General features: G+C 70.1%; 24 protein-coding genes and 1 riboswitch. Of the genes, 14 read left to right on the forward strand and 10 right to left on the reverse strand.

The annotated features are described in order from the left end of the window. The first annotated feature begins 67 nt into the window (after positions 1 to 67). Complete coding sequence (locus tag AB0I12_RS05545) at positions 68 to 247, forward strand: hypothetical protein (RefSeq protein WP_359924939.1); 180 nt, start codon at positions 68 to 70, stop codon at positions 245 to 247. A gap of 111 nt (positions 248 to 358) precedes the next feature. Here AB0I12_RS05545 and glpK read toward each other — a convergent pair whose 3' ends face one another. The 5 genes from glpK to AB0I12_RS05570 all read right to left on the reverse strand — a co-directional run bounded on the left by glpK (position 359) and on the right by AB0I12_RS05570 (position 6995). Then, positions 359 to 1879 (reverse strand): glycerol kinase GlpK, encoded by a 1521-nt coding sequence (gene glpK, locus AB0I12_RS05550; protein WP_359924942.1) that lies wholly within the window; start codon positions 1877 to 1879, stop codon positions 359 to 361. A gap of 33 nt (positions 1880 to 1912) precedes the next feature. Next, complete coding sequence (locus AB0I12_RS05555; protein WP_359924945.1) at positions 1913 to 2671, reverse strand: IclR family transcriptional regulator; 759 nt, start codon at positions 2669 to 2671, stop codon at positions 1913 to 1915. A 69-nt stretch (positions 2672 to 2740) separates the two neighbouring features. After that, entirely contained in the window at positions 2741 to 5263 is a 2523-nt protein-coding gene (locus tag AB0I12_RS05560) for an FtsX-like permease family protein (RefSeq protein WP_359924948.1), read from the reverse strand. Beyond that, positions 5263 to 6057 (reverse strand): ABC transporter ATP-binding protein, encoded by a 795-nt coding sequence (locus AB0I12_RS05565; protein ID WP_359924951.1) that lies wholly within the window; start codon positions 6055 to 6057, stop codon positions 5263 to 5265. The genes AB0I12_RS05560 and AB0I12_RS05565 overlap by 1 nt, the downstream gene beginning before the upstream one ends. Before the next feature lie 50 nt (positions 6058 to 6107). Continuing rightward, on the reverse strand, positions 6108 to 6995 hold the full coding sequence (locus tag AB0I12_RS05570; protein ID WP_359924953.1) for a PD-(D/E)XK nuclease family protein: 888 nt from the start codon (positions 6993 to 6995) through the stop codon (positions 6108 to 6110). A gap of 129 nt (positions 6996 to 7124) precedes the next feature. On the opposite strand from AB0I12_RS05570, the gene AB0I12_RS05575 reads away from it, so the two are divergent. The 5 genes from AB0I12_RS05575 (at position 7125) to AB0I12_RS05595 (ending at position 12648) form a co-directional block, all read left to right on the forward strand. Beyond that, on the forward strand, positions 7125 to 7994 hold the full coding sequence (locus tag AB0I12_RS05575; RefSeq protein WP_359924956.1) for an intradiol ring-cleavage dioxygenase: 870 nt from the start codon (positions 7125 to 7127) through the stop codon (positions 7992 to 7994). A gap of 35 nt (positions 7995 to 8029) precedes the next feature. Continuing rightward, a complete protein-coding gene (locus AB0I12_RS05580; RefSeq protein ID WP_359924959.1) occupies positions 8030 to 9184 on the forward strand; it encodes a M50 family metallopeptidase in 1155 nt (384 codons plus the stop codon). Between the two features lie 40 nt (positions 9185 to 9224). After that, the gene (locus AB0I12_RS05585; RefSeq protein WP_359924962.1) at positions 9225 to 10163 is read left to right on the forward strand and encodes a tRNA (adenine-N1)-methyltransferase; all 939 of its coding nucleotides are present in this window, start codon (positions 9225 to 9227) and stop codon (positions 10161 to 10163) included. Positions 10164 to 10262: 99 nt separating this feature from the next. Beyond that, entirely contained in the window at positions 10263 to 12008 is a 1746-nt protein-coding gene (gene arc, locus AB0I12_RS05590) for a proteasome ATPase (RefSeq protein WP_359924965.1), read from the forward strand. 277 nt (positions 12009 to 12285) lie between these two features. Continuing rightward, positions 12286 to 12648, forward strand: a complete 363-nt coding sequence (locus AB0I12_RS05595) for a hypothetical protein (RefSeq protein ID WP_359924968.1) — start codon at positions 12286 to 12288, stop codon at positions 12646 to 12648. Here AB0I12_RS05595 and AB0I12_RS05600 read toward each other — a convergent pair. The 4 genes from AB0I12_RS05600 to AB0I12_RS05615 all read right to left on the reverse strand — a co-directional run bounded on the left by AB0I12_RS05600 (position 12645) and on the right by AB0I12_RS05615 (position 15426). After that, entirely contained in the window at positions 12645 to 13523 is an 879-nt protein-coding gene (locus AB0I12_RS05600) for a hypothetical protein (RefSeq protein ID WP_359924970.1), read from the reverse strand. The genes AB0I12_RS05595 and AB0I12_RS05600 overlap by 4 nt on opposite strands. Beyond that, the gene (locus AB0I12_RS05605; RefSeq protein ID WP_359924973.1) at positions 13520 to 14122 is read right to left on the reverse strand and encodes an RNA polymerase sigma factor; all 603 of its coding nucleotides are present in this window, start codon (positions 14120 to 14122) and stop codon (positions 13520 to 13522) included. The genes AB0I12_RS05600 and AB0I12_RS05605 overlap by 4 nt, the downstream gene beginning before the upstream one ends. 72 nt (positions 14123 to 14194) lie before the next feature. Next, the gene (locus AB0I12_RS05610; RefSeq protein WP_359924975.1) at positions 14195 to 14935 is read right to left on the reverse strand and encodes a phosphotransferase; all 741 of its coding nucleotides are present in this window, start codon (positions 14933 to 14935) and stop codon (positions 14195 to 14197) included. After that, positions 14932 to 15426 carry an NUDIX domain-containing protein gene (locus AB0I12_RS05615; RefSeq protein ID WP_359924978.1) on the reverse strand — a complete coding sequence of 165 codons (495 nt, stop codon included), beginning with the start codon at positions 15424 to 15426 and terminating at the stop codon, positions 14932 to 14934. Before AB0I12_RS05615 ends, AB0I12_RS05610 begins: the two co-directional genes overlap by 4 nt. A 74-nt stretch (positions 15427 to 15500) precedes the next feature. On the opposite strand from AB0I12_RS05615, the gene dop reads away from it, so the two are divergent. From dop to AB0I12_RS05650, 7 genes are all read left to right on the forward strand, one after another. Further along, entirely contained in the window at positions 15501 to 17021 is a 1521-nt protein-coding gene (gene dop, locus AB0I12_RS05620; RefSeq protein ID WP_355692465.1) for a depupylase/deamidase Dop, read from the forward strand. Positions 17022 to 17076: 55 nt separating this feature from the next. Next, a complete protein-coding gene (locus AB0I12_RS05625) occupies positions 17077 to 17286 on the forward strand; it encodes a ubiquitin-like protein Pup (RefSeq protein ID WP_130448384.1) in 210 nt (69 codons plus the stop codon). An 8-nt stretch (positions 17287 to 17294) separates the two neighbouring features. Next, positions 17295 to 18137, forward strand: coding sequence for a proteasome subunit beta (gene prcB, locus AB0I12_RS05630; RefSeq protein WP_359924981.1), 843 nt, complete (start codon positions 17295 to 17297; stop codon positions 18135 to 18137). Positions 18138 to 18174: 37 nt separating this feature from the next. Continuing rightward, on the forward strand, positions 18175 to 19017 hold the full coding sequence (prcA, locus tag AB0I12_RS05635) for a proteasome subunit alpha (protein ID WP_359924984.1): 843 nt from the start codon (positions 18175 to 18177) through the stop codon (positions 19015 to 19017). Next, complete coding sequence (locus AB0I12_RS05640; RefSeq protein WP_359924987.1) at positions 19014 to 19649, forward strand: NUDIX hydrolase; 636 nt, start codon at positions 19014 to 19016, stop codon at positions 19647 to 19649. The genes prcA and AB0I12_RS05640 overlap by 4 nt, the downstream gene beginning before the upstream one ends. A gap of 19 nt (positions 19650 to 19668) precedes the next feature. Next, complete coding sequence (locus tag AB0I12_RS05645; RefSeq protein ID WP_359924990.1) at positions 19669 to 20088, forward strand: nitroreductase family deazaflavin-dependent oxidoreductase; 420 nt, start codon at positions 19669 to 19671, stop codon at positions 20086 to 20088. 15 nt (positions 20089 to 20103) lie between these two features. Continuing rightward, positions 20104 to 20188: riboswitch (ZMP/ZTP riboswitch) on the forward strand. A 20-nt stretch (positions 20189 to 20208) separates the two neighbouring features. After that, on the forward strand, positions 20209 to 21060 hold the full coding sequence (locus AB0I12_RS05650) for a bifunctional 5,10-methylenetetrahydrofolate dehydrogenase/5,10-methenyltetrahydrofolate cyclohydrolase (protein WP_359924992.1): 852 nt from the start codon (positions 20209 to 20211) through the stop codon (positions 21058 to 21060). A gap of 8 nt (positions 21061 to 21068) precedes the next feature. On the opposite strand, the gene AB0I12_RS05655 is transcribed toward AB0I12_RS05650, so the two are convergent. Next, positions 21069 to 21923 (reverse strand): phytanoyl-CoA dioxygenase family protein, encoded by an 855-nt coding sequence (locus AB0I12_RS05655; protein WP_359924995.1) that lies wholly within the window; start codon positions 21921 to 21923, stop codon positions 21069 to 21071. 65 nt (positions 21924 to 21988) lie between these two features. On the opposite strand from AB0I12_RS05655, the gene AB0I12_RS05660 reads away from it, so the two are divergent. Then, complete coding sequence (locus AB0I12_RS05660) at positions 21989 to 22885, forward strand: helix-turn-helix domain-containing protein (RefSeq protein ID WP_359924998.1); 897 nt, start codon at positions 21989 to 21991, stop codon at positions 22883 to 22885. Positions 22886 to 22890 lie beyond the last annotated feature (5 nt).

Consider the following 22890-nt stretch of genomic DNA (forward strand, 5'->3'; position numbering starts at 1 on the left):
GCCGTCGTCCCTCCCGTGCCTTACTCGGAGCGGGAGGGACGACACATGGGGGAGACGGCACAGCCGGGTGGTCCTTCGCGAAGCGGAGGGGCAGCCGGCCTGGCGATCGGCGATCGCGCTCACGTCGGGCGTCGCCTTCGTCGTCCTGCTGATGAGCCCGGGCTGGGAGCTGGCCGGGTACCGGACCGGCGAGGGCGTTGACCCGCAGATCGCCCGGTACGCGTTCGGACCACACCGGTGTGGCTGATCCCGTACTCGATCTTCTGGATCTGGGTCGTTGCTGTCAGCATCCAGCTGTTCCGCGGCCGGCTGCCGGAGCGGTCCGGCTGACGCTCTTCGGCGGTGCACGAAGGGGTTGCTACAGCTCGTGGTCCTCGGTGCGGATCCAGTTGAAGGTGCGCTGGACGGCGGCCTGCCAGTTCGCGTACTCCGTCGCGCGGCGGGCCGGATCCATGTGCGGCACCCACTGGCCGGCGCGGTGCCAGTTGCTGCGCAGCCCCTCCAGATCGGGCCAGTACCCGACCGCGAGCCCGGCGGCGTACGCCGCTCCCAGCGACACCGTCTCGGTCACCATCGGCCGGACCACGCGGACATCGAGCAGGTCGGCCAGGAACTGCATCAGCAGGTTGTTGGCCGTCATCCCGCCGTCGACCTTCAACGCGGTCAGCGCGATCCCGGAGTCCGCGTTCATCGCGTCGACCACCTCGAGGGTCTGGAACCCGGTCGCCTCGAGGACCGCCCGGGCCAGATGCCCCTTGGTGATGTAGCCCGTCAGCCCGGCGATCACCCCGCGCGCCTCGCTGCGCCAGTGCGGTGCGAACAGCCCGGAGAACGCGGGCACGATGTACGCGCCGCCGTTGTCCTCGACCGTGCGCGCCAGCGTCTCGATCTCGGCCGCGGTGTGGATCATGCCGAGCCCGTCGCGGAACCACTGCACGAGCGACCCGGTGACCGCCATCGAGCCCTCGAGCGCGTACGACGCGGGCTGGTCGCCGATCCGGTACGCCACGGTCGTCAGCATCCCGTGCTTGGACCGGACGATCTCCTGCCCGGTGTTCATCAGCAGGAAGGACCCCGTGCCGTACGTGCACTTCGCCTCGCCGGCGCTGAAGCAGGTCTGACCGAACAGCGCCGCCTGCTGGTCCCCGAGCGCGGCGCCGATCCGGACCCCGGGCAGGACTTCGGTCGCGGTCGCGAGCACCCCGGACGACGGGCGGATCTCCGGCAGGATCGCCCGCGGTACGTCGAACGCCTCGAGCAGCTGGTCGTCCCAGTCGAGGGTCTCGATGTTCATCAGCATCGTGCGGCTGGCGTTGGTGACGTCGGTGACGTGCTGGGCGTCGCCGTCCGGGCCGCCGGTGAAGTTCCAGATCAGCCAGGTCTCCATGGTGCCGAACAGGATCTCGCCGCGCTCGGCCCGTTGCCGCAGCCCGGGGGTGTGGTCGAGCATCCACCGGATCCGCGGGGCGGAGAAGTACGTCGTCAACGGCAGGCCGCACAGGTCCGCGAACCGGTCCGGGCCCTCCTCGCCCGCCAGTTCGGTGACGAGCCGGTCGGTCCGGGTGTCCTGCCAGACCACGGCGTGACCGATCGGCTGCCCGGTCCGGCGGTCCCAGAGCAGGCTGGTCTCGCGCTGGTTGGTGATGCCGATGGCAACGACCTGGGACGGCGCCGCGCCGATCTGCCGGATCGCCGCCGGCACCACGCGGGTCACGTTCCGCCAGATCTCCTCGGCGTCGTGCTCGACCCAGCCCGGCCGCGGGAACAGCTGCCGGTGTTCCCGCTGCGCCACCGACACCAGCCGCCCGCGCCGGTCGAACAGGATGCACCGGCTCGAGTTCGTCCCCTGGTCCACTGCCGCCACATATTGCTCAGCCATCCCCCCACCCCTCATTCACCCGGCCGCCCCCGGTCATGTGTCGTCGCGGAGATCGCGGGCGATCGCATCGGCGGTGGCGCGGACCATGCTGATCAGGTCGCCGCGGTGCCGCAGCCGGCTGTCGCAGATCCGTTCCACCCGGCCGGCCAGGCCGACCGCGCCGACGACCAGCCCGCCGAGACCCCGGATCGGCGCCGCGATACTCGCCAGCTCGACGGTGTGCTCCTCGAACTCGGTCGCCCAGCCACGCGCCCGGACCGTCGCCAGCTCCTCGGCCAGCCGCGCCGGGTCGGTGATCGTCCGGGTGGTGAACGCCTCGAGTTTGCGCGGCCTTGTCGCGCCGCTCGCGTCGAAGGCCAGCACCGCCTTCCCGAGCGCGGTCGCGTGCGGCGGCAGCGTCGTACCGACGTCGAGGTCCTGGTCGCTGTCGTCGGGGCGGAACACGTGGTGCACGACCTCGACCTTGCCCTCGACGAGGCGGCCGACCCGGACCACCTCACCGCTGCGCGACGCCAGCGAGTCGGCCCAGTTGATCGCGCGGCTGCGCAGCTCGTTCGGGTCCAGGTAGCTCTCACCGAGGCGCCCGAAGGCGTCGCTCAGGTGGTAGTGCGCGCCGCTGTGGTCCTGGTCGACGAAGCCGACCTGGTGCAGCGTCCGGAGGATCCCGTGCACGGTCGGCTTCGCGAGCCCGAGCGCGTTGCCCAGATCGGCGACCCCCAGCCCGTCAGGCGCGGCGGCGAGCAGTCGCAGCACCGCCGCGGCCCGCTCGATCGACTGTACGGTCCCCGGCACACCGGCAGGCTACCTGTGAATCACTGGTCTGGCTCCACCTCAGGCGTCACGCCACGTGTCATCCTGCGGTCATTCCGACGCGATGGCCCGCAGGACGTCGAGGCGCGCAGCACGGCGTGACGGCCAGACAGCGGCGAGTACGCCGAACACCATCGCGACCACGGCCGCGATCACGAGCTGCAGCACCGGGATGTCGCGGACGGCGAGCCCGTCGTCGACCATCGCCGCCTGCACCGAGGCCGCGAACGTGACGCCGATCGCCAGCCCGAGCAGCGCCCCGAACAGCGTGATCGCGATCGACTCGACCCGGAGCATCCGGCCGAGCTGCGGCCGGTCCATCCCGATCGCGCGCAGCAGCCCGATCTCCCGGGTCCGCTCGACGACGCCGAGCGCGAGCGTGTTCACGATGCCGAGCAGCGCGATCAGGATCGCCATCGCGAGCAGGAACCCGACCGCGGCCAGGACGCCGTTCACGGGCTCCCGCGCGACCGCGGCGTACGCCTGCTGGTCGCGGACCTGGAGCGCCGGGTAGTCCGTCCGCAGCTGGTCGAGGATCGCGGTCCGGACCTGCGCGACCTGATTGCCGTCGGCAACCCCGACGTACAGGAGGTTGTCGCTCGGCGAGCCGCCCAGCGTCTCGTACGTGGACAGTGACACGACGACCGCGTTCAGTTGCCGGTTCGGCGCCAGGATGCCGCCGACGGTCAGGGTGTGGGTGCCGCTCGTGGTCTTCAGGGCGAAGGTCTTGCCCACCGTGAGCGCGAGGGTCTTGGCGAGGTTGCGGGGGAGGAGCACCTGGCCGGAATCGAGCGCCGCGGCGGAGCCGGCGTCGAAGTGCGTGGTGACAGACCCGGCCAGGGTGCCGTCGCTGACCCCGCTGATCCGGACGCTCGCCTTGCCGACCTCGCCCGTCTGCTGGCGGACACGGTGCACGGAGCTGACCCCCGGGACCTTCGCGGCCCGGTCGCCGACCTCGGTGCTGAAGCTGGGCGCGCCGTCGTTGCTGACCAGGATGTCGGCAGTGCCGAGCGCCTCGACGATGCTCCGGTCGATCGAGGCCTTCACCGAGGCCCCGATCACCAGCAGGCCGGAGATCAGCGACACCGAGATCATCAGCGCCGCCGCGGTCGCCGACGTACGGCGCGGGTTCCGCTCGGCGTTGCGGCGCCCGAGCGTGATCGGCGCCTTGCGGCCGAACGGGTACATCAGCGCGCGGACGACGTACCGGCTGACCAGCGGGCTGAGCATCACGATCGCGAGCACCGCGGTGCCGGTGCCGAGCGTGATCAGGACGGCTCCGGGGACGCCGCCGGCGTTCACGCCGATGGCGTAGAACATGACGGCCATCAGGAGCATGAACGCGCCGATCAGGACCCGGACGAGCAGCGAGCGCTCCGGGACCCGGATGTCGTCGCGCATCGCCGCGACCGGCGGCAGCTTGCCCGCCCGGCGCGCGGCGGGTGCGGCGGCCGCCATCGTGACGCCGATGCCGATCACGTAACAGGCGATGATCGTGGTCGGGGTGACCTGCAGCGCCGCCGTCGGGATCCGCAGCTCGAGCCGCTCGTAGAAGAACCGGATCCCGACCGCCACGCCGATCCCGATCAGCAGCCCGAGCGTGGCGCCGACGAACCCGATGACGGCGCTCTCGGCCAGGATCGTGCCGGTGATCTGGCCGCGGGACGCGCCGATCGCGCGCAGCATCGCGAGCTCCCGGGAGCGCTGCGCGACCACCATCGCGAACGTGTTGACGATCAGGAACGTGCCGACGAACAGCGCGAGGAAGGCGAACAGCAGCAGGACGGTGCCGAACCCGCCGAAGGTGTTGTCGAGGTCGTGCTCGCCGTCGGCGGTGACCTGCTTCGCCGTCCGGACCTGCACCGAGTCGCCGACGGCCTTGGCGATCGCCTGGCTGACCGTGCCGGGGTCGGCCCCGGGCTGGACCGAGACGGTGACCGACGTCCAGCCCGGCTTCCCGAGCAGCAGGAGCTGGGCCGTCGCGCCGTCGAAGCTGACCAGCGGGGCACCGGCCGCCGCGCCGGCCTGGGCCGGCGTGGTGGTCGCGGTGAGCGTCGCGGTGACGGCCCGGGTCGGCGTGACGATCCGGACCTGGTCGCCGAGCGAATAGCCCGCGCGGTCCGCGGTGGACTCGTCGAGTGCGAGCTGGCCGCTGCCGGACGGCGGTACGCCGGTGAGTAGCTTGAACGGCGCGTTCTGCGGGTCCCGCGGCCAGTTCGCGCCGAAGGACGACAGGCCGTAGTTCTGCAGCAGCTTGCCGTCCGGGCCGAGGATCTGGACGTTGCTGATCATCAGCTGCGGGGCCGCGTCCTGGACCCCGGGCACGGTACGGACGCGGTCGACGACGTCGGACTGGAAGGTCGCTGGGCGGTCCGTGCCGGTCTCGATCGGCGACGCGGGCGTGACGGTGATGTCCGCCGTACTGACCTGGAAGTTCTTCTTCAGCGCGGTCGAGAGGGTGTCGGTGAACACCATCGCGCCGCCCGCGAACGCGACGCCGAGCGTGACGGCGAGCGTGCACAGCACGAAGCGGAGCCGGTGCGCGAGGACCGAGCGGAGGCCGAGCTTGAACATCAGCCGGCCAGCTCACCGGCGGCGCTGCCGGCCCGGTCGGTCGTGTCGCCGTGTTCCTGCTCGAGGTCGAGTTCCTTCATGGTGTCGAGCACCGACTCCGCGGTCGGGTCGACCAGCTCGGACCGCAGCCGGCCGTCGGCCAGGAACAGCACGCGATCGGCGTACGACGCCGCGGTCGGGTCGTGGGTGACCATCACGACGGTCTGCTGGAAGTCCCGCACGGAGCGGTGCAGGAACCCGAGGACGTCACCGGACGCCCGCGAGTCGAGGTTGCCGGTCGGCTCGTCCGCGAACACCACGTCCGGCCGGGAGACGAGCGCCCGGGCGCAGGCGACCCGCTGCTGCTGACCCCCGGACAGCTCCGACGGCTTGTGCCGGAGGCGGTCCATCAGACCGACCGTGTCGACGACCGTGGTCAGCCAGTCCTGGTCGGGTTTGCGACCGGCGAGATCGAGGGGGAGCGTGATGTTCTCCAGCGCGGACAGCGTCGGCACCAGGTTGAACGCCTGGAACACGAACCCGATCCGGTCGCGGCGCAGATGGGTGAGCTTTTTCTCCGGCAGCGTGGTCAGGTCGACGTCACCGAGGAACACCTTCCCGTCGGTGGGCTTGTCGAGGCCGGCCAGACAGTGCAGCAGGGTCGACTTGCCGGAGCCGGACGGGCCCATGATCGCGGTGAACCGGCCCTTCCCGAAGTCCGCGCTCACACCGGCCAGCGCGTCCACCTGCGTCAGCCCACCGCCGTACCGCTTCCAGACATCGGCCGCCCGCACCGCGACATCACCCACGCTCATGCGACGAACCGTATCCACCCAGGGTTCCTCCGCCCGGGTGCAGGTGGGACCTAACCGTCGACTGTGATCAGGTCTATGCCTGCCGACTCGGCCGCGACCTCTTCGACGGAGCGGGTCGGCAGCGGCGGCGGTGTGCCGCCCCACGCCGGACAGAGCGGCTTGTGGTCGCACCAGTCGCACAGCGGGCCAGGGCTGGGGCGCCAGTCGCCGGAGTCGAGGGCGCGGGTGATGGCGACCCACAGCGCGGAGACCTTGCGCTCGCAGGCCCGCAGATCGGCCTCGTCCGGGACGTAGCGGACGATCTCGCCGTTGCCCAGGTAGACCAACTGCAGCATCGCCGGCACCACACCGCGCAGCTTCCACAGCACCAGCGCGTAGAACTTCATCTGGAACAGCGCCTTCGCCTCGAAGAACTCCGACGGCGAGCGACCGGTCTTGTAGTCGACCACCCGGATCTCCCCGGTCGGAGCCACGTCGAGGCGGTCCACATACCCCCGCAGCACCAGCCCGGAGTCCAGCGCGGTCTCGACATAGAGCTCGCGCTCGGCGGGCTCCAGCGCATTCGGATCCTCGAGCGTGAAGTACTTCCCGAGGAGGTCGTGCGCCTCGGCCAGCCAGGTGGCCAGCTCCTCGCCGCTCGCATCCTCGGCGAACAGCTCCGCGACCTCCGGCTCGGCCTCCAGCAGGCGCTGCCACTGTGGCTCGAGCATCTGCGCCGCCTGCTCCAGCGTCCGCTCGCCGCGCGGCAGGTCGAACAGCCGCTCCAGCACCGCGTGCACGACCGTCCCGCGGACCGCGGCCGACGACGGCTTCTCCGGCAGCCGGTCGACGACCCGGAACCGGTACTTCAGCGGGCAGCTCATGAAGTCCGCGGCTCGAGAGGGCGACAAGGCGCCCCGCGGGTGCTCATGCGGATCGGCAGCAGCTGCAACGCTCATGCCTCAAACCCTAGGCACAACCACGGACAGTTCGCCCGCACCCCACTCCGTGCCTGTGGAAAACCGCCTCCCAGCGAACTCCCAGCGAACTCACGGCCGGCCTGCGGCGGGCGTTGCCATGCTCGAAACATGACGCCACCGACGCAGCCGCCTCCGAACCACGACCGCGGTCTCGAGTACGACCTCGCGACCCTGCACCGCCGCCGTTTCCTCGGCCTGTTCACCGCGGCCGGCCTCGCCGCCGTCGCCGGCTGCTCGGCCGACGAACAGACGGCCGGCACACAGACCGGCACATCGACCAGCGCATCGACGAGTGCCTCACCGTCCGCCTCGTCGTCCGCCACCTCCGGTACGACGACGAGCGCCGCCACCGACGTCGACGAGATCCCGCAGGAGACCGGCGGACCGTACCCGGGCGACGGCTCCAACGGCCCGAACGTCCTCACCCAGTCCGGCATCGTGCGCAGCGACATCACCAAGTCGTTCGGCTCCGCGTCCGGCGTGGCCACCGGCGTACCGCTGTCCGTCGAACTCGCCGTCGTCGACGCCGGCCAGGACAAGGCTCTCGAAGGTGCGGCCGTCTACCTGTGGCACTGCGACGCCCAGGGCCGGTACTCGCTGTACTCCGACGGCGTGACCGAGGAGAACTACCTCCGCGGCGTCCAGTCGGCCGACGCATCGGGCAAGGTCACCTTCACCACGATCTTCCCGGCCGCGTACATGGGCCGCTGGCCGCACATCCACTTCGAGGTCTACGCGAGCGCCGACGAGGCGACCAAGGCCGGCCAGATCACCCGCACCTCCCAGCTCGCCCTCCCGAAGGACGTCTGCAGCACGGTCTACGCCACCGACGGGTACGACGGCAGCGCGGAGAACCTCAGCCGGACCTCGCTGGAGAACGACAACGTGTTCGGCGACGACGACGGCGTACACCAGCTCGCGACCGTCACCGGAGACGTCTCCGGCGGGTACGTCGCCACGCTGACGGTGGGTGTGTAGCGCAGCGTTGACACCGGCCAAGTAGCGTTGGGGTGATGCCAGGCTCGCGCGAATCCCAGAACCCCGCCCAGCCGGCCGGTCCGCCGCCGCCCGGAACGTGGGTACTGGGTCGCGTCCGCGGCATCCGGCTGACCATGCGCTTCACCTGGCTGCCGGTGGCGATGCTGCTCGCGATCGGCTTCGCCGCAATCATCGGCCAGCAGTTCCCGGAGCTCGGCGGCTGGCGGTACGTGGCCGCGTTCGCGTTCGTCGTCGCGTTCACGGTCTCGATCCTGATCCACGAACTGGCGCACGCGCTGATGGCCATGAAGTTCGGCATTCCGGTGTCCGAGATCAACCTCGGCTTCTTCGCGGCCGGTACGCACATCGAGGGCGAGCGGAAGTCGCCGCTGGAGGAGTTCGCCGTCTCGGTCGTCGGGCCGATCGCGTCCCTGATCGTCGGCGGGCTGGCCTACCTCGGCTCCCGCGCGGTCGACGAGGGCGTCGGGTACGTCGCGCTGTGGGAGCTCGGCATCGCGAACCTGATCGTCGGCGTCACGAACCTGCTGCCCGGCCTGCCGCTGGACGGCGGCTGGGTGCTGCGGGCGATCGTCTGGAAGCTCACCGGCAACATGCACACCGGCACCATCGCGGCTGCCTGGGCGGGCCGGCTGCTCGCGATGGGCGTGCTGGTGCTCCCGGTCCTGCTGGAGGAGATCTGGGGCCGGCGACCATCGATGATCGACTTCGTCATCGCGCTGCTGGTCGGGTTCTTCCTCTGGTCCGGATCGACGGCCTCGCTGATGCAGGCCCGGCTGCGGCGCAAGCTGCCCGCGCTCCAGGTCCGCACGATGGCCCGGCGCGCCATCGCCGTCCACTCCGGCACGCCGGTGTCGGAGGCGGTCCGGATGGCGTCCGAGGCGCACGCCGGAGCGGTCGTGGTGATCGACGGCGACGGCAAGCCGCACGCGCTGGTGTCGGAGACCGCGGTCGCCGCGGTGGCCCCGAACCAGCGCCCGTGGACCACGGTCTCCGAGGTCTCCAGCCGGATCGCCGCGGGCCACATCATCGGCGTCAACGACACCGGCGAGGAGATCCTCGCCACACTGCGTGAACACCCCGCGTCGGAGTACCTGGTGCTCGACGCCGACGGCGGCGTGTACGGCGTCCTCGCGACGTCGGACGTGGAACGCGCCTTCCGCGGCCGCTGATTACAGGGTTGCGGTGACCGAAAGTTAAGGTGAGCGCCTTATGGCTGACTTGCGTGACTTTCCCGACCAGGCGTTCTCCGGCGTCCACCACGGACCGCTGCAGGAGGGCGAGTGGATCACCCTGCAGGACTCCAAGGGCCGCCGGCACTCGGTCAAGCTGGAGCGCGGGAAGATCTTCCACACCACCAAGGGCGGGATCGCGCACGACGACCTGATCGACGGCCCGGACGCGGTCACGATCCGTTCCAAGGGCAACGTCGAGTACCTGGCGCTGCGGCCGCTGATGGCCGACTACTCGGTCTCGATGCCGCGCGGCGCCGCGGTGATCTACCCGAAGGACACCGCGCAGATCGTCACGATGGCCGACATCTTCCCGGGCGCGAAGGTGGTCGAGGCGGGCGCCGGTTCCGGCGCGCTGACCACCGCGCTGCTGCGCGCGGTCGGGATCCACGGCCAGGTGATCTCGTTCGAGCGCCGCGAGGACTTCGCCGAGGTCGCGCGCAAGAACGTGACGGGTTTCTTCGGCGGCGAGCACCCGGCCTGGCGGCTCGAGGTGGGCGACCTGGTCGAGAAGCTGAACGAGCAGGACGTGGACCGCGTCGTGCTCGACATGCTCGCGCCCTGGGAGTGCGTCGACGTGGTCGCTGAGGCCCTTTCGCCCGGTGGGGTGTTCTGTGCCTACGTCGCCACCACGACGCAGCTGAGCCGCGTCGTGGAGACGCTGAGGGCACACGGGGAGTTCACCGAGCCGCGCGCGTGGGAGTCGCTCGTGCGAGACTGGCACGTAGAGGGTCTCGCCGTCCGTCCGGGCCACCGGATGCAAGGACACACAGCCTTCCTGGTCACCGCCCGGAGGATGGCGCACGGGGTACAGGCACCCCGCAAGAAGCGCCGTCCGGCACCGGGTGCGTACGGCGACGACTACTCCGGCCCGCGCCGCGCCGAGCCGTCGTCCGAAACTTCTGACGACATGCCGTAGGCAACGGACTCATCCGCAACCGACACGTGATGGGATTCAGCTTGCCCGGCGAGGTTTTCTGGGTAAGGTCCATAGGGTCGAGCCCCACATGGTGAGGTGATGATCGTGGCTGGAGACGAGAGTCCTACCGCGGCAGAACTGCGTAACCAGGTCCGGTACCTGGAAGCCGAGGTCGCGGCGTTGCGACGTCGGCTGCTCGAGCACCCGGCTGACAGCCGGTCGCTCGAGAGCAGACTGTCCGAAACCCAGGCCTCCTTGGCGAGTGTCACCGCTCAGAACGAGCGGCTGGCGGACACGCTGCGGGAGGCGCGAGAGAAGATCATCGCCCTGAAGGAGGAGGTCGACCGGCTGGCACAACCGCCGTCCGGATTCGGCACCTTCCTCGGACGGAACGAAGACGACACGCTCGACGTGTTCACCGGCGGCCGGAAACTCCGGGTCGCGGCGAGCCCGTCGGTGGACCTGGACGCGCTCAAGCTCGGCCAGGAACTGATGCTGAACGAGGCACTCAACGTCGTCGAGGCCTGCGACTTCGAGGTCGTCGGCGACGTGGTGATGCTGAAGGAACTGCTCGCCGACGGCGAGCGGGCGCTGGTGATCGCGCAGGCCGACGAGGAGCGCGTGGTGCGGCTCGCGTCGCCGCTGCTCGACGCTGCGTTGCGGTCGGGCGACTCGCTGCTGCTGGAGCCCCGCTCCGGCTACGTCTACGAGAAGATCCCGAAGTCCGAGGTCGAGGAGCTGGTGCTCGAAGAGGTCCCGGACATCGACTACACCCAGATCGGTGGCCTGTCCGGCCAGATCGAGCAGATCCGGGACGCCGTCGAGCTGCCGTACCTGCACAAGGACCTGTTCCTGGAGCACGAGCTCAAGCCGCCGAAGGGCGTGCTGCTCTACGGCCCGCCGGGCTGCGGCAAGACGCTGATCGCGAAGGCGGTCGCGAACTCGCTGGCCAAGAAGGTCGCCGAGCGCACCGGGATCGCCGAGCAGAAGTCGTTCTTCCTGAACATCAAGGGTCCGGAGCTGCTGAACAAGTACGTCGGCGAGACCGAGCGGCACATCCGCCTGGTCTTCCAGCGGGCCCGGGAGAAGGCGTCCGAGGGGATGCCGGTGATCGTGTTCTTCGACGAGATGGACTCGCTGTTCCGCACCCGCGGCTCCGGTGTGTCCTCCGACGTCGAGAACACCATCGTCCCGCAGTTGCTGAGCGAGATCGACGGTGTCGAGGGCCTGGAGAACGTCCTCGTGATCGGTGCCTCGAACCGTGAGGACATGATCGACCCGGCGATCCTGCGGCCCGGCCGGCTGGACGTGAAGATCAAGATCGAGCGCCCGGACGCGGAAGCTGCCCGGGACATCTTCTCGAAGTACCTGACCGCCGGGCTCCCGCTGCACGCCGACGACCTGAACGAGTTCGGCGGCGACCGGCAGGGCTGCGTGGACGGGATGATCCAGCGCACCGTCGAGCGGATGTACACCGAGGCCGAGGAGAACCGGTTCCTCGAGGTCACCTACGCCAACGGCGACAAGGAGATCCTGTACTTCAAGGACTTCAACTCGGGCGCGATGATCCAGAACATCGTCGACCGGGCGAAGAAGATGGCGATCAAGGCCTTCCTCGACGAGAACCAGAAGGGCCTGCGGGTGCAGCACCTGCTGCAGGCGTGCGTGGACGAGTTCAAGGAGAACGAGGACCTCCCGAACACCACGAACCCGGACGACTGGGCCCGGATCTCCGGAAAGAAGGGCGAGCGGATCGTCTACATCCGTACCCTCATCTCCGGCAAGCAGGGCACCGAGCCGGGTCGCTCGATCGACACCGCGACCAACACGGGTCAGTACCTGTAAGGCCGCACCCGAAACGCCCGGCTGCCCCGGCAGCCGGGCGTTTCGGCGTCCCGGCCGGGCCCGCGGCATCCTCCGGGGCCGGGTTGCCGTCGAGTCGTGGCGATCGGTTCGCGTCGGGTTCGCCGAGTCGTGGATCGTGGTCGTTCGGCCCAGCCGATTGCCACGAGTCGGCGAACGGCCGGCGGAGCTGTGTCGGGCACGGGGTAGGTCTAACACCCGGTGGGATCGGGGGGTTTCCCTGATTGGTGGGGTGGGTGGGCGGGGCTAATTTGCTCGTATGGCGACGGATGAGGTGCGGAAGGACCTGCGGGCCGCGGTCGCGGCGCGGCAGGAGCTGGGCCCGGAGTACGAGGCCGAGATCATCGACAGCTTCCTCGAGAAGCTCGACCAGCGCGACGTCCAGCGCCGTGCGGGGTCCTACGGGCCGTACGCCCAGCCCGGCTTGCCGGAGCCGGCGCGACCGGGCCGCCCGAGCCGGGAGCCGGACCCGGGCGGCCTGGCGCTCGCGATCGTGTCCGTGGTGGCCGCGATCCCGATCACCGCGATCATGGCCGGCATGATCGGCCCGTTCGGGGTCGTGATCGGCTGGCTGGGCCTGCTCGGGATCAACTTCGCCCGGACGATGGCGCGCCGCCGCTAGCCGACCGGGATCTGCTTGCCCCGGGCGTCGAAGGCGCGGACCTCGGTCTTGAGGCGCTGGCCGACCGTGAACTTCCCGTTGGCTTGGACCTCCGTGTAGGCGAAGCCGCCTTCGACGACGCCCTTGGTCCACGGGCCGCGCCGTCCGTCCAGCACGTAGCGGACTTCGACCGTGGCGACGCTCGGCAGCGCCCGGTAGACGGCCCACGCCTGCAAGGTCGTGCGTGCGTACGTCAAGTTGGCGTCCTCACTGCCGAGGGTCACCAGAGCGCGCTGATCCGTTGGCTGAGTCTGCCAATTCTTGTCGGGGACCCGTCCGACCGATCCGACCGATCCGAGCTTCGCGCTCGCCGGTGTGCGTGTCAGGCAGTACCGGTACCCGAGCTTGGCGCCGGAGGGCGCGCCTCCCGTTCCCGGCTTGCGACCGCCGCGGGTCACAGTGGTCTTCGGGGTCGGAGCCTTCTTCGTGTTCAGCGCCACTGCCACCAGCGCGGTGCTGTCCCTGGTGATGCCGCGGACGTGGCGGCTCCAGATGATCTGGGCTGGACCGCCCTCTTCCGGGAACTGGCATTCGGTGACGACCTTGGCCAGGTCGCGCTGCGGCACCGCGCCGAGATCGACACCGACCTTCGCCCCGGCTGAGGCCTGCGGAGTCGACGTGCCGGCCACGCCGGCGTCGTCGGGTGAACCGTTGGTGACGACCAGCGTGCCGGCGACGACGGCCGCGACCGCTCCGACGGCGACCATGGGGGCGGCCCAATGCCGGGCCGGGCGACGCATGGCGGGCTGCGTCTTGTCCATCAACTGGTTGCGCAGGCGGGCGTGCTCGGCGGCGGTCAGCGGCGGAACGCGCGGCGGTTCGAGATCGGTGTTCATGACAGCTCCTCGGTGAGGTCGACCCGGGTCAGCAGGTCGGGGAAGCGACGACGGGTGCGGTGGAGCCGGGCCTTGACGGTTCCGACCGGTACGCCGAGCGCGTCCGCGGCCTCGGCGGTGGTGAGTCCGGACCAGACGACGAGCTCGAGGGTCTCGCGTTCGTGCCGGGGGAGTTTGGCCACGGCGCGACGGATCACGGACATCCGGCGCTCGTCGTCGAGGCGGCGCGCGACGTCGGCGGCGTGGTCGTCGTCAGGGGGCGGCTCGGGCAGGCGATCGACGAGCTTGCGCAGCCGGTTCGCCGTACGGAACAGCGAGTTGCACTCGTGCCCGGCCACCCGGAGCAGCCAGCCGCGGGCGGTCGGCGCGGTGAGCGGTCCCGGTGGGTTGCGCTGGAAGCGTCGCCAGGTGTTCAGGAACGTCGCCTGGACCACGTCGTCGGCGGCGCTCCAGGAGGCGGTCCGCCGGAACGCGAAGGCACGGACCTCGTCCGCGTACCGGTCGAACAGTTCGCCGAGCGCGAAGTGGTCGCCGACGCGCAGACGCTGCCACAGCTCCTCGTCCGGTCCTGGATCGAGGCCTCCGGGGCCGGTGGCCATGAACGGCTCCGTATCGTCAGTCAGGGTGATCTTCACACCGGCTAGTGACCGGTCGCCGGCCAAATGGTTGCATCACAACAGCGAGACGATGCCGCGCAGGCCGTTCGCCACGTCGTCGGGCAGGTTCAGGCGCAGTCCGCGGTGGACGCCGTACCACGGCGACAGCCGGGCCCAGTCCTCGGCGCGTTCGACCAGCTCAGGGCCTGGTCGATAGACCTCGGCCGCGCCGGCGGCAACAGCCTTCGGGGCGCCGTTGAGGACCCAGCAGAGGTCCAGCGCGGGGTCGCCGATGACCGCGTCCGTCCAGTCGATGATGCCGGTGACCCTGCCGTCGGTGATCAGGATGTGGTCCGGCCCGAAGTCGCAATGGATCAAGCAGTTGCGGACGGCGGCGACGCGATCGAGCAGCTCGTGGGCGGCGGTCTGGGCCTCTGTCGGCAGCAACGGCACGATCTGCGTCCGGAACTCGTGCAGCTCGACAGCCTTCGCCGCCGACGCGGTCTCGGCGTCCAGGGCGCTGTACGCGACAGCTTCTGCCGGGTCAACAGCGTGCAACGCCTTCAGGAATGCCCCCAGCTCGCGCCCGAGTGCCTCGTCGCCGCCCGTGAGCGGCGAGCCGGGCAGCAGGAGGTGACGTACGCCGTCCGCGGTCCGCTCGGGGACAGGCACCGGCAGCGGCAGCTGAGGGGCGAGCCAGGGGAGGAGGCTGACCTCGGCGAGCAACCGCGGCCGGACCTCCGGGCGGCGCGGGGACCGGTGGATCCACGGGCCGTCGATCCAGGCGTGGCTGTCCCAGCCCTCGATGAGCGTCACACCAGGTCGCGGACGTAGGAACCGAGCAGCCCGACGGTGTCCGGCATGAACGGCCACTCGTCGAACTTCGCCACCAGCTCCGCGGGGGACATCCAGTCGCCCCACTCGACCTCTTCCGGCTGGTGCCGCACCGGGCCGTCCCAGACACACGTGTACAGGTACGCGTGGTACCGCGTGTTCTCGTCCGCGTAGTCGCCCTCCGGAAGCCGGGTCAGCTCGACGCCGGAGATCCCGAGCTCTTCCTCCAGCTCCCGGACGACGGCGTGGAACGGGTCCTCACCCGCCGCGACGACACCACCCGCGGCGAAGTCGTACCGGCCCGGGTAGACGTCCTTCGTGGTGGTCCGCCGGTGCACGTAGATGTCGCCGGCCGGATTCCGGACGACCACGCCGGTCGCGGAGTGTCGCAGGTTGTCGCGGCGCATGACCGATCGGGGCGCCGATCCGGTGACGTGGTTGTCGTCGTCGAGAATCGCCACCAATTCGTCCATGGGCGCAGTCTCACAGGTAACCCTGTGGACACAGCAACCCCATTTCGTCGCCGGTACCGCGTAGGCTCAACTCCATGAGTGTTCGGCGGATCATGGGAACCGAGACCGAGTTCGGGATCTCGGTCCCGGGTCAGCCCGGGGCCAACCCGATGCTGACCTCGAGCCAGGTGGTGAACGGCTACGCCCAGACGCAGCCGCTCGCGCGCAAGACCCGGTGGGACTTCGACGAGGAGCACCCCCTGCGGGACGCGCGCGGCTTCGACCTGAGCCGGGAGGTGGCCGACTCCAGCCAGCTCACCGACGAAGAGACCGGCCTGGCGAACGTGATCCTCACCAACGGCGCCCGGCTGTACGTCGACCACGCCCACCCGGAGTACTCCGCACCCGAGACCACGAACCCACGCGACGCGGTGGTGTGGGACAAGGCCGGGGAGCTGGTGATCATGGAGGGCGCGCGGCAGGCGCGCCTGATCCCCGGGGCGCCGCAGCTGAACCTCTACAAGAACAACACCGACAACAAGGGCGCGTCGTACGGCTCGCACGAGAACTACCTGATGCGCCGCTCGACGCCGTTCGCGTCGATCGTGCGGCACCTGACGCCGTTCTTCGTGAGCCGTCAGGTGGTCACCGGCGCCGGGCGGGTCGGGATCGGCCAGGACGGCGCCGCGCACGGGTTTCAGATCAGCCAGCGGGCGGACTACTTCGAGGTCGAGGTCGGCCTGGAGACGACGCTGAAGCGGCCGATCATCAACACCCGCGACGAGCCGCACGCGAATCCGGACCGTTACCGCCGGCTGCACGTCATCATCGGCGACGCGAACCTGTCCGAGATCTCGACGTACCTCAAGGTCGGCACGACGTCGCTGGTGCTGGCGATGATCGAGGACGGCTGGCTGACCGACGACCTGGGCGTCGACCGCCCGGTGACCGCGCTGCACGAGGTCAGCCACGACCCGACCTGCACGCATCTGCTGACGATGAAGGACGGCCGCAAGCTCACCGCGGTGCAGCTCCAGACGGAATACCTGGAGCAGGCCCGCAAGTACGTCGAGGACAAGTACGGCGACGATGCGGACCGGCAGACCAAGGACGTGCTGCACCGCTGGGAGCAGGTGCTCGACCAGCTCGCGACCGACCCGATGAAGCTGTCCGACCAGCTCGACTGGGTCGCGAAGTACAAACTGCTCCAGTCCTACCGTGACCGGGACGGCCTGGAGTGGGACGACCCGAAGCTGCACCTCGTCGACCTGCAGTACGCCGACCTCCGCCCGGACAAGGGCCTGTATTACAAGTTGGTGAAGTCCGGGCGGATGCAGCGGCTCGTCACCGACGAGGAGATCCGGATGGCCGTCGCGCACCCGCCGACCGACACCCGGGCGTACTTCCGCGGCCGCTGCATGCAGCAGTACGCGCCGCAGGTCGCGGCCGCCTCCTGGGACTCGGTGATCTTCGATCTGCCGGGCAAGGAGTCGCTGCAGCGGATCCCGACGCTGGACCCGCTGCGGGGCACGAAAGCGCATGTCGGGGCACTTCTTGACCAATGCGACACCGCAAGTGACCTGGTTCGCACCATTACTGGGGGTGCCGCCGGGTAGGGTCGCTCTTGAGGGTCGGTTGGGCGGCCCTCCCAGCGGTTCTAGGAGGTGTGCCATGGCGAAGGACGGCGGTCAGCAGCACAAGCAGCCGAAGCGTTCGTCGACCGAGGAAGAGGTCGAGCAGGTCGAGGCGTCGGAGGACGTCCAGGAGCGCAAAGAGCGACTCGACGAGGACGTCGACTCGATCCTGGACGAGATCGACGAGGTGCTCGAGGAGAACGCCGAGGAGTTCGTCCGCGGTTTCGTGCAAAAGGGTGGGGAGTGAACCGCTCGATGACATCTGATGCCTCCGGCCGGCTGCCGGAAGCCTTCCTGACCCCAGGCGGCTCGTCGTTCATGGACTTCCTGGCCGGGCACGCGCCCGACCTGTTGCCCGGACGACGGTCCCTGGGCCAGGGTGACCTGTCCAGCGAAGTCCCGCACGGCACGACGATCGTGGCGGCCACCTTTCCCGGTGGCGTGATCATGGCCGGCGACCGGCGGGCCACGATGGGCAACATCATCGCCCAGCGTGACATCGAGAAGGTCTTCCCCGCCGACGAGTACTCGGCGGTCGCGTTCGCCGGCTCGGCCGGCTTCGGGATCGAGATGGTCCGGTTGTTCCAGGTCGAGCTGGAGCACTACGAGAAGCTCGAGGGCGCCACGCTCAGCCTCGACGGCAAGGCCAACCGGCTGAGCGCGCTGATCCGCGGCAATCTGCCGATGGCCATGCAGGGCCTCACCGTGGTGCCGCTGTTCGCGGGCTACGACGAGGACATCAAGGGCGGCCGGATCTTCTCCTACGACCCGACCGGCGGTCGGTACGAGGAGACCCACTTCTACAGCGTCGGCTCGGGCTCGCTGTTCGCCCGCGGCGCGCTGAAGAAGCTGTACCGCGAGGACCTGTCCGAGACCGACTGCGCGACGGTGGCGATCCAGTCGCTGATCGACGCGGCCGACGACGACTCTGCGACCGGCGGCCCGGACATGCTCCGGCGGATCTTCCCGGTGGTCGGCGTGGTCACCGCGGACGGGTACCGGCGGCTGCCGGAGGACGAGGTCGCGACGCTCGTCGACGCGGCCTGGAGCCAGCGGCACCAGCGTCCCGACGGCCCGGCCTCGGCGTCCCTGACCTGACCAAGATCTCGATCGACTGACGAGGACGACACCTTCGATGAGCGTTCCCTTCTACGTCTCGCCCGAGCAGCTGATGCGGGACCGGGCGGACTTCGCCCGCAAAGGCATCGCCAAGGGCCGCAGCGCGATCGCGCTGCAATATGCCGACGGCATCCTGTTCGTCGCGGAGAACCGCTCGCCTGCACTGCACAAGGTCGCGGAGATCTACGACCGGATGGCGTTCGCCGCTGTCGGGCGGTACAACGAGTTCGAGAACCTGCGGATCGCCGGCGTCCGGCTCGCCGACATGCGCGGGTACTCCTACGACCGCCGCGACGTCACCGGCCGGGCGCTGGCCAACGCCTACGCGCAGACCCTCGGCGCGATCTTCTCCTCCGGCGGTGAGAAGCCGCTCGAGGTCGAGATCCTGGTCGCCGAGATCGGCGCGAGCCCGGCCGAGGACCAGATCTACCGGCTGACGTACGACGGCTCGATCGCCGACGTCCGGGGGTACGCCGTGATGGGCGGCCCGGCCGAGCAGGTCGCGGACTACGTCGGCGAGCACTACAGCGAGGGCATCTCGCTGGCCGGCGCGCTCCGGCTCGCCGTGGACGCGCTCGGCCACGACGGCACCGAGGTCCGGGAGCTGACGCCGGACCAGCTCGAGGTCGCGGTTCTGGACCGGACCCGGTCGCAGGTGCGCAAGTTCAAGCGGATGTCCGAGGAGACGCTCGCCGGCATCCTGAGCGAGTCCCGCCCGGCCGAGGCTCCCACGGAGCCGGCCGAGGAGGAGTCTGAGGCATCGGGCGAGTCGCCGGCCGACGAGGCTCCGGTGGCCCCGGCGGAGGACGACGCGCCGGTCGCGCCGCCGGAGGATCCCGACACCGACCGTCCGCTGTGACGGACCGGAACGAGAGCTCAGCCGCTACCGACGAGGTGGCGGCTGAGCAGTTCTCGGGCCAGTTGACTGTCGCCCGGGTCGGGGATCCGGAGCCGTGGGAGCTGCTGGGGGAGGAGCCCGGCTTCCACCGGTTCCTGACGGTGAACCTGCGCCGCTACCGGATGCCGGACGGTCGCGAGGTCGACTGGGACGTATTCGGCCCGAGGTCCGCGGCCGGGATCACGTCCGGTGTGACGGTGCTGCCGTTGACCCCCGAAGGCCGGATCGTGACGGTGCGGATGTTCCGGGCCGGTCCGGACCGGGTCGTCACCAACCTGCCGGGCGGCTACGTCGAGCCGGGCGAAGACCCCGCGCTCGCCGGCGCCCGGGAGCTCGAGGAGGAGACCGGCTACCTCTGTGAGTCGCTCGACATCGTCGGCTGGCAGTGGTCGTCGGCGTCCTCGACGTACCGCAAGTACGTCGGGATCGCGCGCGGCTGCCGCCCGGACGGGAAGCAGCAGCTGGACGAGACCGAGGACTGTGTCCCGGTCGAGCTGACCGTGGACGCGTTCCGCGCCGAGCTGCGCACTCCCGGTGCGATGACCGGAATCGACGCGGCCTATCTGGCGTTGGACCACGCAGGATTGCTTTGACACACTGCGGAGGATCGATATGAGCGACTGGAACGCGAACGTCATCGAGGAGTTCCGGGCCAACGAAGGCAAGGTCGGAGGCCAGTTCGAGGGTGCACCGATGGTGTTGCTGCACCACTACGGCCGCAAGAGCGGGCAGGAGTACGTCGCTCCGACGATGTATCTCGCCGACGAGACCGACCCGGACGTGATCTACGTCTTCGCCAGCAAGGGCGGCGCGCCCACCGACCCGGAGTGGTACCGCAACCTCGTCGCCGCCGGTAAGGGCACCGTCGAGATCGGCACCGAGAAGCACGACGTCACGGTCACCGACGTGACCGGCGGCGAGCGCGACCGCATCTACGCCGAGCAGGCGCGCCGCTACCCGGGCTTCGCCGACTACGAACGCCGGACCGCCGGTGTCCGGACCATCCCCGTCCTCGCGCTGAAGCGCGCGTAAGGGGCCGGTATCCTGGCGGCGGACCGCGACTGGCGCTGAGGTGGACGACCACCGGGGAACGGTCTGCCATCCGGCTTCGCCGCGCGCCTGGGCACCTTCTGCGACACAGGAGTGCTCCAGATGACCGCTGATCTCATGATCGGGACCGATCTCGCGGCCGAGATGGTCGCCAAGACTGCAGAGCGCGCCCGCGCCCTGCAGGAGCAGTACGGCGTCCAGCCGTGCCTGGCGACCGTTCTGGTGGGTGACGACCCGGCGTCGGCGACGTACGTGCGGATGAAGCAGAACCGGTCGAAGAAGGCCGGGATCGCGTCGCGCAGCGTCGTACTGCCGGCCACGACGACCACCGCCGAACTCGTCGCGGAGATCACCAAGCTGTCCGGCGACCCGGCGGTGCACGGGATCCTGCTGCAGCACCCGGTGCCGGCGCAGATCGACGAGCGGGCCGCGTTCGAGGCGATCGACCCGGCGAAGGACGTCGACGGCGTGACCATGCGCTCGTTCGCGGCGATGGCGTTCAACGACACCAAGGACCCGGGGTTCCGGTCCGCGACGCCCGGCGGGATCATGCGACTGCTCGCGGCGTACGACGTCCCGCTCGAAGGGGCGCACGCGGTGGTGATCGGCCGCAGCCCGATCCTCGGCAAGCCGGCCGGCATGTTGCTGCTGGCATCGAATGCGACCGTCACGTACGCGCACTCCCGGACGCGCGACCTGCCGGAACTGGTCCGGACCGCGGACGTCGTGATCGCCGCCGTCGGCAAGGCGAACTTCGTCCGCGGTGACTGGCTGAAGCCCGGCGCCGTGGTGGTCGACGCCGGCTACAACGAGGGCAACGTCGGTGACGTGCACTTCGCGGAGGCGGCCGAGGTCGCCCGGCTGATCACGCCGGTCCCGGGCGGCGTCGGGCCGATGACGATCGCCCTCCTCCTGGAGCAAACCGCCGACGCCGCCGAGGCCCAGCTGCGGTAGGGCGTGTCCTAGCGGTCGCAGCCGCCGTCCTTGTCCGGGCGGGAGTGCGGCCGGGCGATGTCGTCGAGGCCTTTGTAGGCGTACGGGTCGGTGCCGGCGACCATGACGATGTCGCGGTAGTCGTGCTTGGCGACGTGAACGCCGTCCGGCACGGAGTGCCAGGGGAGCAGCGACTCGGCGCTCATGTAGTGGTTGGCGAGCGCGCGGCGGAGACCGCGGCGGCCGGTGTTCGGCAGTGATCGGTGCAGGAGGTAGCCGTTGAAGATCACCGCCGAGCCGGCCGGCACCTCGACCGGTACGGCGTCGTCGTCGGAGTACGGGAAGTCGAATGCCTCCACCGTGCAGTCGAAGCGGAGATCGTCCTGCTCCCGATCGGGATAGATGACCCCACGCCGGTGCGAGCCCGGCAAGACCCACAGGCAGCCGTTCTCCACGGTGGCGTCGTCGAGTGCGATCCAGGCCGCGGTCAGCGAGCGGTCCCTGGTCGGGATGAAGAACTCGTCCTGATGCCACGCCTGGCCCGGCCTGCCCTCGGCCTTGATGAACAGCATGGACTGCATCGCCTTGACGTTCGGCCCGATGACCGCGGTCAACGTCTCGACCACGCGCGGCGCGTGCAGGGCGGCGAGCGCGACGTCGGACGCCTTGTGCGGGTGGTGGATGCAGAGGAACTGCCGCAGGACGTCGTCGGTGGACTCCGTGTCCGGAGCGCCCTCGACGGTGCCGAGGTCGCCGCGGCAGAGCTGCTCGGCGGCAGTGTGGAGCGCGGTGACCTCTTCGGGTGGGAGGGCCTGATCGAGGACGACGAAGCCGTCCCGCCGGTAGGACTCGACCAGCTCGTCGGTGATCTCGGTGAAGTGCATTCAGCCACTGTCGCGGAGCACGCGGAGCCGGCCAATGTCGCAGACGAGCGCTCTACTATCTGTTCATGATCTTGCGATCGCCGGTGATCAGCGTGAACTCGCCGATCCAGATCGCGGACTACGCTCCCGGAGCGACCTACGGGCCGCGCCGCCTGCCGAACTTCGAACTGCTCTGGATCCTCCACGGTTCCGCGCTCTGGCGAACCGAGGTGTACGACGACGCGGGTGTCCGGCAGGCGACGGTCGAGCGCGAGCTCCGGCCCGGCTCGCTCGCACTCGCCAAGCGCGGGAATCGGGACGCCTATAGCTGGGACTGTGATCGCGGATCGCGGCATGCGTACGTGCACTTCCAGATCGAGGACCTCGGCGACCTCGGCGATCCGGCTGATTGGCCCTGGGTGCGGTCGATGTCTGATCCGGGCCTGCTCGCGGAGCTGTGCAGCTACTTGCTGGACGTTCCGACGCCGGCCCGGGGCCACAGCGACCGGCTGGTCGCGACGATGCTCGAGGTCTTCGTCAGCGCTCCGGCCGGCCCGCCACATGCCGACCTGCCAGCCGCCGTCCGGCGCCTGGTCGATCACGTGGCAACCGTGTGGGCCAACGGTGGTCCCCGGATCGTCGGCGTCGCGGAGCTGGCAGGCACGGCGAATCTGTCCGCGGGGCATCTGCACCGGCTGTTCCGGCAGGAGTACGGGTGCGGACCGGCGTACGCGCTGGATCTGATCCGGCTGGCCCGGGCCGCTACCGCGCTGCTGGGCACCAACGCCACGATCGCGGAGATCGCGGCCGACTGCGGTTACAGCAATCCGTACCACTTCTCGCGCCGGTTCTCGCTGGCGTACGGCGACCCGCCGGGAACGTTCCGTCGCCGCCGGCAGCTGTCCGATCCACTGGCGCCGGTGCGCGCGGCCGGACTGCTGCCGATGGCCCGCCGGCTCCTCGACGCCGCCCGGAACAGCTGACCCAG

The sequence above is a fragment of the Kribbella sp. NPDC050459 genome, assembly GCF_040655315.1.
Lineage (GTDB): Bacteria > Actinomycetota > Actinomycetes > Propionibacteriales > Kribbellaceae > Kribbella.